The following is a 13780-nucleotide window of genomic DNA, read 5'->3' on the forward strand; positions in this document are numbered from 1 at the left end:
CCGCCGGTTAACCGGCGACCTCCGCGACCCCCACAGCCACCGCGCCTCTGCGAGCGCGGCATCCCGTCAGGAAGAACACGTGCGTTACGCCACCTCCATCGCCGATCTGGTCGGCAACACCCCTCTCGTCCGCCTCAACTCGGTGACCGAGGGCATCGCCGCCACGGTCCTGGCGAAGGTCGAGTACTTCAACCCCGGCAGCTCGGCGAAGGACCGCATCGCGCGGAACATCATCGACGCCGCAGAGCGCGACGGGCACTTGCAGCCCGGCGGCACGATCGTCGAGCCGACCAGTGGCAACACCGGCGTCGGCCTCGCCCTCATCGCGCAGCAGCGCGGGTATCGGATGATCTTCGTCGTGCCCGACAAGTTCGCGGGTGAGAAGGTCGCCGTCCTCAAGGCCTACGGTGCCGAGGTGGTGATGACCGCCACGAGCGTTCCGCCCGAGCATCCCGACTCCTATTACAGCGTGTCCGATCGTCTCGCAGCGTCCATCCCGGGAGCCTTCAAGCCCAACCAGTTCGCGAACCTCAACGGGCCGCGCGGACACTATGAGACCACCGGACCCGAGATCTGGCGGGACACCGACGGGAAGGTGACGCACTTCGTGGCCGGCGTCGGCACGGGCGGCACGATCAGCGGCACGGGCCGATTCCTCAAGGAGGCGACCGACGGCGAGATCACCGTCGTCGGTGCCGACCCCGAAGGGTCGATCTACTCCGGCGGCGAGATCCACGGCTACCTCGTCGAGGGCGTCGGTGAGGACTTCATGCCCGCCACCTTCGACCCGACGGTCGTCGACCGCTACGAGCGGGTGAGCGACGCCGAGGCGTTCACGATGACCCGCCGACTCGCTCGCGAGGAGGGTCTCCTCGTCGGAGGGTCCTCGGGTATGGCCGTGGTGGCGGCGCTCCGCGTCGCCCGCGACCTCCCGGCGGATGCCGTCATGGTGGTCCTCCTGCCCGACCACGGCCGCGGCTACCTCAGCAAGATCTACAACGACGACTGGATGACCGACCACGGTTTCTCCATCGCCACCGAGTCCGAGACCACCGGGAGCCTCGCATGAGTGCACAGTCCTCCGCTCGCGGCTTCGCGAGCCTCGCCGTCCACGCAGGCCAGGAGCCCGATGAAGCGACGGGTGCGGTCATCCCGCCCGTCCACTTCTCGACGACCTACGCGCAGGACGGCATCGGCGGCCTCCGCGGCGGGTACGAGTACGGCCGCAGCGGCAACCCGACCCGCACGGCGCTGCAGACCCAGCTCGCCGCGATCGAGGGTGGCGCCCACGCGCTGTCGTTCGCGTCGGGTCTCGCCGCCGAAGACGCGCTGCTGCGCGCAGTCCTCCGCCCCGGTGATGAGGTCCTCCTCGGCAACGACGTGTACGGCGGGACGTTCCGGCTCCTCTCCCGTGTCCTCGGCGACTGGGGTGTGAAACTCCGCGTCGTCGACATGAGCGACCTCGACGCCGTCCGCGCCGCGATCGGCGAGCAGGCGCCCCGCATCCTGTGGGTCGAGACGCCCTCGAACCCGCTGCTGCGCATCACCGACATCACCGGCCTGGCTGAGCTCGGTCACGCGGCCGGCGCGCTCGTCGTCGTCGACAACACGTTCGCGACCCCCGCGCTGCAGCGGCCGCTCTCCTACGGCGCCGATGTCGTCGTGCACTCGACCACCAAGTACCTCGGCGGTCACTCCGACGTCGTCGGTGGTGCGCTCGTCATGAACGACGACGAGCTCGCCGAGAAAGTCGGCTTCATCCAGTTCGCCGTCGGCGCGGTCTCCGGCCCTCTCGACGCCTGGCTGACGACGCGCGGGATCAAGACGCTCGCGGTGCGCATGCAGCGGCACAGTGAGAACGGCATGGCCGTGGCATCCTTCCTCGACGCACATGACCGCGTCGCGCGCGTGTACTACCCGGGCCTCGAATCGCACCCCGGGCACGAGCTCGCCGCACGGCAGATGTCGGGCTTCGGTGGCATCGTGTCGCTGGCCCTGGAGTCGGGCGAGGCCGCGCGCCGGTTCGCCGAGTCGCTTCGCCTCTTCACGCTCGCCGAGTCGCTGGGTGGTGTCGAGTCGCTCGTGAACTACCCCGACGCGATGACGCATGCGTCCGTGCGCGGCACGGAGGCGGCCGTTCCAGTCGAGGTCGTCCGTCTGTCGGTCGGCATCGAGGACATCGACGACCTGCTGGCCGACATCGAGCAGGCGCTCGAGGCCTGACGGCGGCTCGGCGCTGCGCCGTGACGTTGCGTGTGCCGAGTGCAGGGAGAACTGTTCGATCGGGGCGCCATCGGCACCCGAAGAGCAGCTGAACCTGCATTCGGTCCGTGACGCGGGCGATAGCGTTGCCGGATGACACACGCGAGATGGGCCATCCTCGGCGCCGGGGCGATCAGCGGTGACTTCGCCCGCGCACTCCCCGAATCGGAGCTCGGGCGGCTCCACGCCGTCGGCGCGCGTGACCAGTCCCGCGCGGAGGAGTTCGCGGCCGCTCACGGGGCGCCGGTCGTTGGGACGTACGACGAGATCCTCGGCCGCGACGACATCGACGCCGTCTACATCGGCACGGTGCACACGACGCACACGGAACTTGTGCACCAGGCGCTGGCCGCAGGCAAGGCCGTGCTCTGCGAGAAGCCCCTCGGGGTGTCTCCCGCCGAGACGGATGCCGCCATCCACGCCGCCCGCGAGGCGGGACTCCCGCTCGTCGAGGCGTTCAAGTATCGGTTCGGCCCCTTTGCCGACCGTCTGCGTGAGATCGTCGGGAGCGGTGCGCTCGGGGACCTCGTCGAGATCGAGTCGTCGCTCGGCTTCGCCGCCGGCTCGCACACGGGGCGGCTCTTCGACCCCGCCACGGCGGGCGGCGCGATCCTCGACGTCGGCTGCTACCCGTTGTCGCTCGTCGTGGGCGTCGCGGCCTGGTCCGGCCGGGACCTCTCTGCGCTGGTCGTGGAGGCGGTGGCCGGCACGATCGGCGAGACCGGCGTCGATGTGAGCGCCGCGGCATCCATCGATCTGGGCGGTGCGACGGCGAACATCCGCACCGCCATCGTGCACGACCTGCCGCGTCTCACCCGCATCGTGGGTCGTGACGCGTCGCTCGAGATCCCGAACGTGTGGGGCAGTCGCACCGGCAGTACCGAGGCGGCCACCCTCATCCGCACCGAGGGCACGCGCGAGGAGATCGAGGTGTCGACCGTGCAGCCGATGGCGGCGGAAGCGGATGCCACCATCCGGGCGCTCCGTGACGGGCGGACCGAGGTGCCCGAGGTTCCGTGGGAGGAGACCCGCACGATCGCGCGGCTGCTCGCTGCGTGGCGCGGCTCGATCGACTGAGTCCTACCGGCGCCGCCAGCGACGTCGCGGCTTTTCCTGCTCTGCCGGGGGAGGGGATGCCGCGGCCCGCTCTCCGCGCCGCTGCCGCCAGGCGGCGACCTCCTCGTCGGGATCGCGCGTCGGCGTCACCACGGGAGGCCCGCCGAGCAACTGACGGCGTGCCTCGACGACCCGGCGGGAGAAGTCCGCGGCGTACTCGCGGACGTCCTCTTCCCGATGGAACGCGTCGACGCGGTCCTCGAACTCGGCATGCTCGATGCGCAGGCGAAGCGCCGGAGGTCCGAGCCCCGTGAGCTGCTCGGTGTGGATCTTGCGCTTGATCCACCAGTCCGGATCGTGCGAGCCGCCGAGGCCCTCGAGCGGCTTGCCGGCACCGGGCAGATCGTCGAAGTCGCCGCGGCGGATCGCCTGCTGGATGGCGGTCTCGACGTACAGGGCCCGCTCGGTGCCCGTCGGCGTTCCCGCGTGACGTTCCGGTTCGGCGGGCGGATCCTCGCCGTTCTCCTGCGCCGCCTTCTCGACACGGTAACGCGCCGCGGCGAGGCGGGGGTCGTCGTTCGCGGCGCGGTCTTCGGCCATGGATCCAGCGTACGACGCCTCGATGTTGCGGGGATGTTGCCCGGTATGCATATACTCAGAAAACACATACTCGGTATGCAGCAAGGAGTTCCGATGTCGGTACGACAGAGTCTGTTGGCGATCCTCGATCAGGGGCCCTGCTACGGCTACCAGCTGCGCGCGGAGTTCGACCGCCGCACCGGGTCGACCTGGCCCCTCAACGTGGGCCAGATCTACAACACCCTCGACCGTCTCGAGCGTGACGGACTCGTCGAGAAGGGCGACGTCGACGAGCAGGGGCACGTCTACTGGCAGATCACGGATGACGGGTCCGCCGAAGTCGCGGCGTGGTTGGACGCTCCCGTCGAGCGGACGCAGGGAACGCGTGACGAACTCGCGATCAAGCTCGCGATCGCCGCGACCCTGCCGGGCATCGACGTCGCCGCGGTCATCCAGCGACAGCGCTCCGCGTCGCTGCGCCAGCTCCAGGAGCTGAATCGCGCGAAGTACGCCGGCTCGAACCCCGACGGTCCCGAAGAGCTCGCGTGGTCGCTCGTCGTCGATTCGATGATCTTCGCCGCAGAGGCCGAGGCGCGGTGGCTCGACCACACCGAGCAGCGGCTGGCGCGGCATCCGCACCGCACGATGGGCCTCGAACTGTCGACGGAGACTCCCAAGCGCGGGAGGCCCGCGAGAACCGAGGCGAGCGACGCTGAGGCGGCGCTGAAGTGAGCGGCGCCGTTCTGCAGCTGGTGGGGGTCACGCAGCAGTACGGCGAAGGCGAGACGAGCGTCTCGGCACTGTCGGGCGTCGATCTGACGGTCGACAAGGGCGAGCTCGTCGCGATCATGGGAGCGTCCGGTTCGGGCAAATCCACGCTCCTGTCGATCGCCGGCGGGTTGCAGAAGCCCACCAGCGGCGAGGTCGTCGTCGAGGGAACGTATCTCTCGACGGCGACCCGTCGCGACCTGGCGCAGCTCCGGCGGCGCTCCCTGGGGTTCGTCTTCCAGGACTTCAATCTCATCCCGACCCTCACGGCGGTCGAGAACGTGACGCTGCCGCTCGAGCTCGACGGCTTCCGAGCCCGGGTGGCGCGCCGTGCGGGTCGGGATGCGCTCGCGTCGGTCGGTCTCGAAGACAAGATCGATTCCTACCCCGATGACCTCTCGGGTGGGCAGCAGCAGCGCGTCGCGATCGCCCGTGCGGTGGTCGGCGGGCGGCGGTTGATCCTCGCCGATGAGCCGACGGGCGCGCTCGACTCGGTGACGGGGGAGGCTGTCATGAAGATGATCCGCCACCGCGTCGACCAGGGGGCCGCGGGCATCCTCGTCACTCATGAGCCGCGCCACGCGGCGTGGGCCGACCGCATCGTCTTCCTCCGCGACGGCCGGATCATCGACGAGACGCAGCGCCACGGCGCCGACGCATTCCTGTCGAGCACCCGATGACGACGCTGCGGGACCGGTCCCGAGCGGATGCCGGGGCGCGCCGCCGCGCGGAGCGACCGAAGCCCTCGCGCACCGCGCGGATGTGGGTCTCGGCGCGGATCGCTCGGCGTCAGGTGCGCCGGGCGTGGGTGTCGTCGCTGCTGATCATGTCGCTCATCGCGCTGCCGATCGCGGGGATGGCGGGGGTGGCGGTGGTCGTCTCGAGCACGTTCGCGACGCCTGCGGAGCGGGTGACCGTCGAACTCGGGCGGATGTCGGCCTGGGTCGAGCCGCTGTGGTCGGCGGAGTCCGGATTCTGGCAGAAACCGGACGACCCCTACGAGTTCGGCAATTCCTCGCAGTGGGGCGGGTCCGACGGGTCGAGTGAGCCCGAGCTGTCCGCTGACCCGAGGGCTGCGCTCCCCCCGGGAACGGAGATCGTGCCTGTCTCGTCCGGTGACGAGCGCATCGAGACGGTCGCCGGCACCGCCCCCGCGCGCGCCGTGGCGGGCGATGTGACGGACGCCCGGTTCCAAGGCGCGTACGCGCTCATCGACGGTCGAGCTCCCTCGGACGACGGGGAAGTGTTGGTGACGCCCGCCGTGCTCGAGCGAGCCGGAGCGACGATCGGCGGCACGCTGACACTCGCCGACGGCGAACGGTTCACCGTCACGGGGACATTCGACGCCTCTACCGCCGCGGATGCCGACCTCGTGATCGCGTTCTTCGACGCTGATCGGTACAGCCCGATCCGGTCCTTCCTGCCGCAGGCGGACATCGATTCTGAACGGCTCGGTGCGCTGAACGCGGCGGGGTTCGGCGTCTATGCGCGACAGCTGGTTCTCAACCCGCCTCCGTTCGATCAGCCGTACGACGACTACACCTTCCCGACCTCTGCGGAACAGGACCAGCAGCGCCAGCTCGCCCTCGCGGCGGGTATCGGCGGCGGCGGTATCGCCGCCGGATACATGGTGGTCATGCTCGCCGGCGCCGCCTTCGCCGTGAGCGCGCGTCGCCAGCAACGCGCTCTCGCGATCGCCGCCAGCGTCGGTGCCGAGCCGCGGGACCTGCGTCGAATCGTGCTCTTGCAGGGCGCGGTGCTGGGCCTCATCGCCGGTGCCGTGGGGCTCGCGGCTGGAGTGGGACTGTCGGCTTTCCTGATGCCCATCCTCAACAACGGCTCCGCCACCGTGTTCTGGGGATTCCACGTGCCGTGGCTGCTGCTCGCGGGCGTGCTGGTGTTCGCTGTCCTCGTCGGCTCCGCGTCGGCGTGGATGCCTGCGCGGACGGTCGGGAAGTCGGACACGATCTCTGCGCTGCGCGGGGCGCGTCGACCGATGACCGTCACGGCCGCGAGACCGCTGTGGGGATCCCTCCTGATCATCGTCGGCGTGGCGCTGACTGTCCTCTCGGGGATCGCCGCGGGCGCGGTCGCAATCAGTGACACGATCCCGGGCGACTCACCTCTGCGGTGGATCCCCACCGTGGGGATCGTCGGCGGCCCCATCCTCGCGCAGGTCGGCATCCTCGTGTCCGGACGGTGGCTGCTGTGGCTGTCGTCTCGCCTCCTCTCACGTATCGGGCTCGCCGCGCGACTGGCGTCGAGGGATGCGGTCGCGAACGGGGCGCGGACCGTCCCCGCGTTCGCCGCGATCGGCGCCACGGTCTTCGTCGGCGTGTTCGCCGTGGCGATGGGCATGATGACGGCTGAGCAGTCGGCGCGGAACTACACCTACAGCGCTCCGGCGGGAACGGTCGTCTCGGACGTCTCCTCGATGGACGCTTCTGTCTTGACCGCAGACGTCGCCCAGGATGCGGTCGACGACGTCCAGCGGCTCTTCTCGTCGTCCGGGGCGACGGGGATCGGCGTCGTGAGCGCACAGCCGCCCGTGTACTTCGCCGAGACGTCCGCCGACATTCCCGCGGACCTCGACCATGCGATGCTCGTCGCCCCCGCCCGGTCGCTGCTGGCGCCCGATGAGGACGACTATCGGGGGATCTCCTACGAAGGCAGTCCCACCGACAACCTCTCGGTCGTGGTCGTCGACGACCTGGAGACGGTGATGGGGGTCACTCTGAGCCCTGCCCAACGTGCTGCCTACGCCGAGGGCGCGGTGATCGTCGCCGACGACCGCTACCTCACCGACGGTCGCGTCGAGGTCGGTTCGTGGAGCGCGCGCGACGCCTACGACCGCATGATCCCGAGCAACATCTGGGCAGGCGACGAGATCGGGAATCGACAGTGGGCGCGCAGTGCCCCGGCGATACCGGTGACCGCCCCGCACCAGAACATCGTCGCTGCCATCGCCCCGACGACGGCCCGTGAGTGGGGGATCGCCGCGGTGCCCCTCCGGGTCATCGCCGAGTTCCCCGAGGGCGCTGAGATGAACTCCCAGGACCACCTGAACGCCCTCGCGGGCAGTCTCGACACCGATGAGTACCAGGTGTCCATGTGGCGGGAGACCGGCCCCGACAGCCCCGCCGGCTGGCTCGTCCCCCTCCTCGGCGCCGTCGCGGTGCTCGTGCTCGGTGCGAGCGCCGTCGCGCTCGGCCTGGCCCGCTTCGAGCGGCGCCCCGACGACGCGACGCTCGCCGCCGTCGGCGGTACGCCGGGCCTCCGGCGCAGGGTCGGCCTCTGGCAGGGCCTCGTGATCGCCGGGTTCGGCACATTCGCGGGCGCTGCCGCCGGCATCCTTCCGCCCATCGGGTTCTGGCTGCAGTCGCAGACCTCGTACCAGCCCCTGGACCTCGCCGACATCCCGTGGTGGCTGCTCGGTGCGCTCGCCGTCGCGCTGCCGCTGGGGATCGCGGCGGTCAACTGGCTCGTGCCGCCGCGGGAACCCGAGCTCACGCGACGCAACGTCATCGCGTGAGCCCGACCCGCCGGTTCACAGCTGCGCGGATGCCTCGGTGAGCACCGTCCGGAGGATGCCTTCGATCTCGTCGAACTCAGCCGGCCCCATGGTCAGCGGGGGAGCGAGCTGGATGACGGGATCGCCCCGGTCGTCGGCGCGGCAGTAGAGCCCCGCGTCGAACAGCGCCTTGGAGAGGAAACCTCGCAGAAGGCGCTCCGACTCGTCGTCGTCGAACGTCGTCTTCGTCGCTTTGTGCTTCACGAGCTCGATGCCGAAGAAGTAGCCGTCACCGCGCACGTCGCCGACGATCGGCAGGTCGAGCAGCCGCTCGAGCGTCGACCGGAAAACCGGGGAGTTGTCGCGCACGTTCTGCAGCAGCCCCTCCTCCTCGAAGATGTCGAGGTTTTCGAGCGCGACCGCGGTCGAGACAGGGTGGCCGCCGAACGTGTAGCCGTGCGGGAACGAGGTCGTCCCGTGCGAGAACGGCTCATGGATGCGGTCGCTGATGATCGTGCCGCCGAGCGGCGCGTACCCGCTCGTGACGGCCTTCGCGAACGTGATCATGTCGGGCTGATATCCGTAGCGGTCGGCGCCGAAGTACTCGCCCAGGCGGCCGAACGCGCAGATCACCTCATCCGAGACGAGCAGCACGTCGTGTCGGTCGCAGATCTCGCGGACACGCTGAAAGTAGCCGGGCGGCGGCGGGAAGCATCCGCCCGAGTTCTGCACCGGCTCGAGGAAGACCGCCGCGACCGTGTCGGCGCCTTCGAAGAGGATTGCCTCCTCGATTCGATCAGCGGCCCACCTGCCGTACTCCTCCGGGGTCGTACCCGTGAAGCCCTGCTCCGCCGCGCGGTACCAGTTCGTGTTCGGCACGCGGAAGCCGCCCGGCGTCACCGGCTCGAACATCGACTTCATGGCCGGGAGCCCCGTGATCGCCAGGGCGCCCTGGGGAGTGCCGTGGTACGCGACGAAACGCGAGATCACCTTGTGCTTCGTGGGCTTACCCTGCAGTCGCCAGTACTGCTTCGCGAGCTTGAACGCGGTCTCGACCGCCTCACCGCCGCCCGTCGAGAAGAACACCCGGTTCAGGTCGCCGGGCGCGAGGTGTGCGAGACGGTCGGCGAGCTCGATGGCCGACGGGTGCGCATACGACCAGATGGGGAAGAACGCGAGTTCCTCCGCCTGTCGGGCCGCGGCCTGCGCCAACCGGGCGCGACCGTGGCCGGCGGCGACGACGAACAGGCCGGACAGTCCGTCGATGTACTTCTTGCCCGAGGCATCCCAGATGTGATGCCCTTCGCCTTTCACGATGATCGGGACGCCGGGCCCCTCCGTCATCGACGACTGGCGAGCGAAGTGCAACCAGAGATGGTCGCGCGCCATGGCCTGCAGGTCGGTTTCGGATCGGGCCATGGTGTCCTCCGTGCGTCGGTGCGGGGTGGGATGCCGGCGGGCTCAGCGCATGGTGTCGAGGATGCCGACGAGGTCCTCGAAGCGGGTGCGGGGGTTCAGGATCGCGAAGCGCGCGTTCGTCCGGCCACCATGGCTCGACGGCGTGACGAAGGCGTGCTGGTCGTCGAGGAGGCGGTTCGACCAGGTCGTGTAGTCCGCTTTGTCCCAGCCGCGACGCTCGAACACGACGACGCTCAGCTGAGGGCGACGGACGAGTTCGAGCTCGTCGCGGGACTCGATTTCGGCGGCGATCTGCTCGGCGAGCGTGATCGACGCCGTGATCGCCTCACGGTAGACCTCGGCACCGTAGGTGGCGAGCGAGAACCACAGCGGCAAGCCGCGGGCGCGCCGCGTGAGGTGGGCAGCGAAGTCCGACGGGCTCCAGTCGCTCGTCTCGGTGAGCGTGTCGAGGTACTCGGCGTGCTGCGTGTGCGCGCGACGGCCGAGCTCGGGGTCGCGGTACAGCAGGGCGCAGGCGTCGAACGGGGCGAACAGCCACTTGTGGGGGTCGACGATGAGGGAGTCGGCGTGCTCGAGGCCGGCGAAGTAATGGCGTGCCTCGGGCGACAGTGCAGCGGCGAGACCGTACGCACCGTCGACGTGCAGCCACACACCGAGTTCGCGGGTGACCTCGGCGACCGAGGCGATGTCGTCGACGATGCCGAAGTTCGTGGATCCCGCCGTCGCGACCACCGCGAACACGCTGTCGCCGTGCTCCTCGAGGGCTGTGCGGACCGCATCGCCGTGCAGGACGCCACCGGCGTCGGGTGCGACGGTGACGACCTCGACGTCCATGACCCGGGCCGCTGATGCGATCGAGGAGTGCGCCTCGGCCGAGCAGACGACTCGCCAGCGATCGGGACGGATGCCGCGTTCCCGCGCCGTCTCACGTGCAGCGACGAGCGCCGAGAGGTTGCCGAGCGTCCCGCCCTGGACGAACACGCCGCCCGCGGTCGCCGGCAGGCCGAACTCGCCGGCGAGCCAGCGGAGCACCTCGTTCTCGGCGTGGACCGCACCCGCTCCTTCCAGCCAGGAGCCGCCGTACAGGGCACTCGCCGACACCACGAGGTCGAACGCCGCGGCGGCCTTCGACGGCGCGCTCGGGATGAACGACAGGTACCGCGGGTCGTCCGTGGTGATGCACGCCGGAGCGAGCACGTGCTCGAAGACTCCGAGCGCCTTCTGCGCGCCGATGCCCTTCTCGTTGATCGTGACGCCCGCCAGACGTGCCAGCTCGGCCGGGGGGAGCGGCTTGTCGAGCGGGTTGTCGTCGGTGAGCAGGCGCTGACGCGAGTAGTTCAGGACGAGGTCGACGATGTGACGCGTCTCGTCGGTCACGTCGTGCATGCGGGCGGGTCGGGTCATCGGTTCTCCGAGATCAGGGCAGCGCGGGTGTGCGCGGCGGTGGCGTCCGGCGGGTACCCAGACGTTCGAAGGCTACGCCCAGACGCAGCAGCGTGGCATCGTCATGGCCGCGACCGGCGAAGGTCAGGCCCACCGGCATTCCGATGTCGGACATCGTGCCCATCGGGACGGTGACGGTCGGGATGCCGAGGTGTCGGATCGCGAGGTTGCCGTTGGCGATCCACACGCCGTTTCGCCACCCGAGGTCCGCCGAGGCCGGGTTCACGTCCATGTCGGCGGGACCGACGTCGGCGACGGCGGGGAAGACGACGGCGTCGAGGCCGGCGGCATCCATCCACTCCTCGAGGTCCACGCGACGCGTGCGCTCGAGTCCCGACAGGCCCTCGGCGAGTTCGGGCATGTCGTCGAGCGTCGCACCGGGGTGCTCGCGCACCCACTCCGGGTAGACGGCGATGTCGTCGTCGAACCCGGTGTAGCGGTCGGGGAGTGCCCCGGGCGGGTGGGGGAAGATCGCCTGGCCGTCCACGTCGGCGAGGGTCGACAGCGCCGGGTCGCCGTTCGCAGCGAGGAAGTCGTCCCACGCCCACGCCGACAGGTCGACGATCTCGCGGAGGAGGTAGCCCTCGGGGAGGAACCCGCGGTTCGCGATCGTGGGCGCTCCGACGCGGTCGCCCTCGTAGTTGCTCACGACGGGGAAGTCGACCTCGACGACGTTCGCTCCCGCGGCCTCGAGGTCGGCACGGGCCGCGCGCCAGAGTGCGAGCACCGAGTCCCGCGTCTCGACCCGCTGACCGGTCGGGCCGCCGATCGTCGTGCCGGTCCCGGCATCCTGATCCTCGCCGATGTACATGCGCGGGATGCCGAGGCGCACCCCTTCGAGCGAGGCGCCCTGCGCGAGCGCCGGGTACGACGCGGGCCGCAGGGACGATGCGGCCGGCAGTTCGATCCACAGCTGGGCGCGCCAGAAGTCACCGCGGGTCTCGGGATCGTCCGCGACGATGACGTCGAGCAGTTCGAGCAGGTCCGCCATCGTGCGGGTGTGTGGCACGACGACGTCCATCGTCGGAACGAGCGGCCAGTTGCCGCGCACCGAGACCACGCCGCGCGACGGCGTGTAGGCGCACAGGGCGTTGTTCGAGGCGGGTCCGCGACCCGACGACCACGTCTCTTCGCCCAAACCGAAGGCGGCGAAGCTCGCGGCCGTCGCGGTGCCCGACCCGTTCGACGAGCCCGACGCGAAAGGCGCGGTGAGCCAGTCGGCGGAGTACGGGCTCTCGGCGCGGCCGTACACGCCGCGCTGCATTCCGCCGTTGGCCATCGGGGGCATGTTCGTCAGGCCGAGGCAGATGGCGCCCCCGCCGCGCAGTCGCTCGATCGTGAATGCGTCGCGCTGCGCGACGAGCTCGGCGAAGGCGGGGGAGCCGGCGGCCGCGGTGAGCCCGCGGACGAGGTAGCTGTCCTTCGCCGTGTACGGGATGCCGTCGAGTGGACCGAGCGTCTCGCCGCGGGCCCGACGCGCGTCCGACGCCTCGGCCTCGCCGCGCGCGTCGGGGTTCCGGACCACGACGGCGTTGAGCGCCGTCTCGGTGTCGGGCCCGTCGTAGGCGTCGATCCGGGCGAGGTAGGCCTCGACGAGCTCGACCGCCGTCGTCTCGCCGGATTCCAGCGCCGCGCGGAGGTCGGCAATCGAGGCCTCGACGACGTCGATCATCGAGTCACCGCCGGCTGCTGCTGCGTGATGCAGTGGATGCCTCCGCCCCGGGCGAACAGGCCGCGGGCATCGACCGTGACGACCTCGCGGCCCGGGTAGGCCTCCGCGAGGATCGCCCGCGCCTGTGCGTCCGCGCGCTCCTCCCCGAAGCCGCACGCGATGACGCCGCCGTTGACGACGAGGTGGTTCACGTAGCTCCAGTCGACCGGGCCGTGCGCGTCGGTGAGGGTTTCGGGTGCGGGAAGGGACACGATCTCGAAGCGGCGGCCGGCGGCATCCGTCTGCCCTTCCAGCTCGGCGCGGAGCTTCGCGGTGACGGCGTGATCAGGGTGCGACGCGGCGCGCTGGTCGTGGAGCAGGAGGCGTCCGGGCGAGGTGATCGTCGCGACGATGTCGACGTGACCGTTCGTGCCGAGGTCGTCGTAGTCACGCGTGAGGCCCTGGCTCAGCCAGACGGCGTGCGTCGCGCCGAGGGTGCGGGCCATCTCCGCCTCGATGCGGGCGCGGTCGGCGTACGGGTTGCGCCGCGGGTCGAGCTGCACGGTCTGCGTGAGCAGCACGGTGCCTTCGCCGTCGACGTGGATGCCGCCGCCCTCGTTCACCATCGTGGAGGAGATGAGCTCGGCACCGACCTCTGCCGCGACGATCCTGGCGTGTTCGGCGGAGTTCTGCCACTCGGCCCAGTCGGGGGCGCCCCACCCGTTGAAGATCCAGTCGACGGCGCCGAGGACGCCGGGCCGCTCGTCATCGACGACGAAGGTGGGGCCGTGGTCCCGCATCCAGAACTCGTCGACGGGTGCTTCGATGATGGTGACCTCACCCGGGAGCATGCGGCGCGCGCGAGCCGTCTCGGTCGGGTCGACGACGATCGAGACGGGTTCGAACCGGGCGACGGCCGCGGTGACGGCCGTCCAGGTGGCGTAGCCCTCCTCGCGCTCGGCGTCGGTGTCGCCGAGGGTGATGCCCTCGCGGGGGAACGCCATCCAGGTGCGCTCGTGTGCAGCGGTCTCGCTCGGCATGCGCCAACCCATGGCGGGCTCCTCGATCGTCGGGTAGCTTATTGATCGATT

The 13780-nt window shown here is 70.4% G+C and carries 11 protein-coding genes; 6 read left to right on the forward strand and 5 right to left on the reverse strand.

The genetic code is table 11. From position 1 onward, the window contains the following. The first annotated feature begins 79 nt into the window (after nucleotides 1–79). From MO1_RS01825 to MO1_RS01835, 3 genes are all read left to right on the forward strand, one after another. A complete protein-coding gene (locus MO1_RS01825) occupies nucleotides 80–1069 on the forward strand; it encodes a pyridoxal-phosphate dependent enzyme (protein WP_036310368.1) in 990 nt (329 codons plus the stop codon). Beyond that, nucleotides 1066–2223, forward strand: coding sequence for a cystathionine gamma-synthase (locus tag MO1_RS01830; RefSeq protein WP_036310366.1), 1158 nt, complete (start codon nucleotides 1066–1068; stop codon nucleotides 2221–2223). Before MO1_RS01825 ends, MO1_RS01830 begins: the two co-directional genes overlap by 4 nt. Nucleotides 2224–2355: 132 nt before the next feature. Further along, complete coding sequence (locus MO1_RS01835; RefSeq protein WP_060915048.1) at nucleotides 2356–3339, forward strand: Gfo/Idh/MocA family protein; 984 nt, start codon at nucleotides 2356–2358, stop codon at nucleotides 3337–3339. A 3-nt stretch (nucleotides 3340–3342) separates the two neighbouring features. On the opposite strand, the gene MO1_RS01840 is transcribed toward MO1_RS01835, so the two are convergent. Then, nucleotides 3343–3918 carry a DnaJ family domain-containing protein gene (locus MO1_RS01840; RefSeq protein WP_060915049.1) on the reverse strand — a complete coding sequence of 192 codons (576 nt, stop codon included), beginning with the start codon at nucleotides 3916–3918 and terminating at the stop codon, nucleotides 3343–3345. Between the two features lie 93 nt (nucleotides 3919–4011). Between MO1_RS01840 and MO1_RS01845 the strand changes: the two genes are divergently transcribed. From MO1_RS01845 to MO1_RS01855, 3 genes are read left to right on the forward strand one after another with little or no spacing between them, the layout of a single operon-like run. Then, nucleotides 4012–4629: a PadR family transcriptional regulator gene (locus MO1_RS01845; protein WP_036310361.1), complete on the forward strand. Its 618-nt coding sequence runs from the start codon at nucleotides 4012–4014 to the stop codon at nucleotides 4627–4629. Further along, nucleotides 4626–5345 carry an ABC transporter ATP-binding protein gene (locus MO1_RS01850; RefSeq protein ID WP_060915050.1) on the forward strand — a complete coding sequence of 240 codons (720 nt, stop codon included), beginning with the start codon at nucleotides 4626–4628 and terminating at the stop codon, nucleotides 5343–5345. Before MO1_RS01845 ends, MO1_RS01850 begins: the two co-directional genes overlap by 4 nt. Next, on the forward strand, nucleotides 5342–8197 hold the full coding sequence (locus MO1_RS01855; RefSeq protein ID WP_060915051.1) for an ABC transporter permease: 2856 nt from the start codon (nucleotides 5342–5344) through the stop codon (nucleotides 8195–8197). The genes MO1_RS01850 and MO1_RS01855 overlap by 4 nt, the downstream gene beginning before the upstream one ends. A gap of 15 nt (nucleotides 8198–8212) precedes the next feature. Here MO1_RS01855 and MO1_RS01860 read toward each other — a convergent pair whose 3' ends face one another. From MO1_RS01860 to MO1_RS01875, 4 genes are read right to left on the reverse strand one after another with little or no spacing between them, the layout of a single operon-like run. Continuing rightward, nucleotides 8213–9595 carry an aspartate aminotransferase family protein gene (locus MO1_RS01860; RefSeq protein ID WP_060915052.1) on the reverse strand — a complete coding sequence of 461 codons (1383 nt, stop codon included), beginning with the start codon at nucleotides 9593–9595 and terminating at the stop codon, nucleotides 8213–8215. Nucleotides 9596–9637: 42 nt separating this feature from the next. Continuing rightward, the gene (locus MO1_RS01865; protein ID WP_036310355.1) at nucleotides 9638–10999 is read right to left on the reverse strand and encodes a pyridoxal phosphate-dependent decarboxylase family protein; all 1362 of its coding nucleotides are present in this window, start codon (nucleotides 10997–10999) and stop codon (nucleotides 9638–9640) included. 13 nt (nucleotides 11000–11012) lie between these two features. Continuing rightward, a complete protein-coding gene (locus MO1_RS01870; protein WP_060915053.1) occupies nucleotides 11013–12710 on the reverse strand; it encodes an amidase in 1698 nt (565 codons plus the stop codon). After that, nucleotides 12707–13741 carry an agmatine deiminase family protein gene (locus MO1_RS01875; protein ID WP_036310351.1) on the reverse strand — a complete coding sequence of 345 codons (1035 nt, stop codon included), beginning with the start codon at nucleotides 13739–13741 and terminating at the stop codon, nucleotides 12707–12709. The genes MO1_RS01870 and MO1_RS01875 overlap by 4 nt, the downstream gene beginning before the upstream one ends. Between the last annotated feature and the right edge of the window lie 39 nt (nucleotides 13742–13780).

Source organism: Microbacterium oleivorans NBRC 103075, from assembly GCF_001552475.1.
GTDB lineage: Bacteria > Actinomycetota > Actinomycetes > Actinomycetales > Microbacteriaceae > Microbacterium > Microbacterium oleivorans.

What these genes read in the sequence shown, in the direction of transcription:
- MO1_RS01865 (WP_036310355.1), bottom strand. Translation starts at nt 10,999, where the DNA reads ATGACCCGACCCGCCCGCATGCACGACGTGACCGACGAGACGCGTCAC.
- MO1_RS01845 (WP_036310361.1), top strand. Translation starts at nt 4,012, where the DNA reads ATGTCGGTACGACAGAGTCTGTTGGCGATCCTCGATCAGGGGCCCTGC.
- MO1_RS01860 (WP_060915052.1), bottom strand. Translation starts at nt 9,595, where the DNA reads ATGGCCCGATCCGAAACCGACCTGCAGGCCATGGCGCGCGACCATCTC.
- MO1_RS01870 (WP_060915053.1), bottom strand. Translation starts at nt 12,710, where the DNA reads ATGATCGACGTCGTCGAGGCCTCGATTGCCGACCTCCGCGCGGCGCTG.
- MO1_RS01830 (WP_036310366.1), top strand. Translation starts at nt 1,066, where the DNA reads ATGAGTGCACAGTCCTCCGCTCGCGGCTTCGCGAGCCTCGCCGTCCAC.
- MO1_RS01835 (WP_060915048.1), top strand. Translation starts at nt 2,356, where the DNA reads ATGACACACGCGAGATGGGCCATCCTCGGCGCCGGGGCGATCAGCGGT.
- MO1_RS01840 (WP_060915049.1), bottom strand. Translation starts at nt 3,918, where the DNA reads ATGGCCGAAGACCGCGCCGCGAACGACGACCCCCGCCTCGCCGCGGCG.
- MO1_RS01855 (WP_060915051.1), top strand. Translation starts at nt 5,342, where the DNA reads ATGACGACGCTGCGGGACCGGTCCCGAGCGGATGCCGGGGCGCGCCGC.
- MO1_RS01875 (WP_036310351.1), bottom strand. Translation starts at nt 13,741, where the DNA reads ATGGGTTGGCGCATGCCGAGCGAGACCGCTGCACACGAGCGCACCTGG.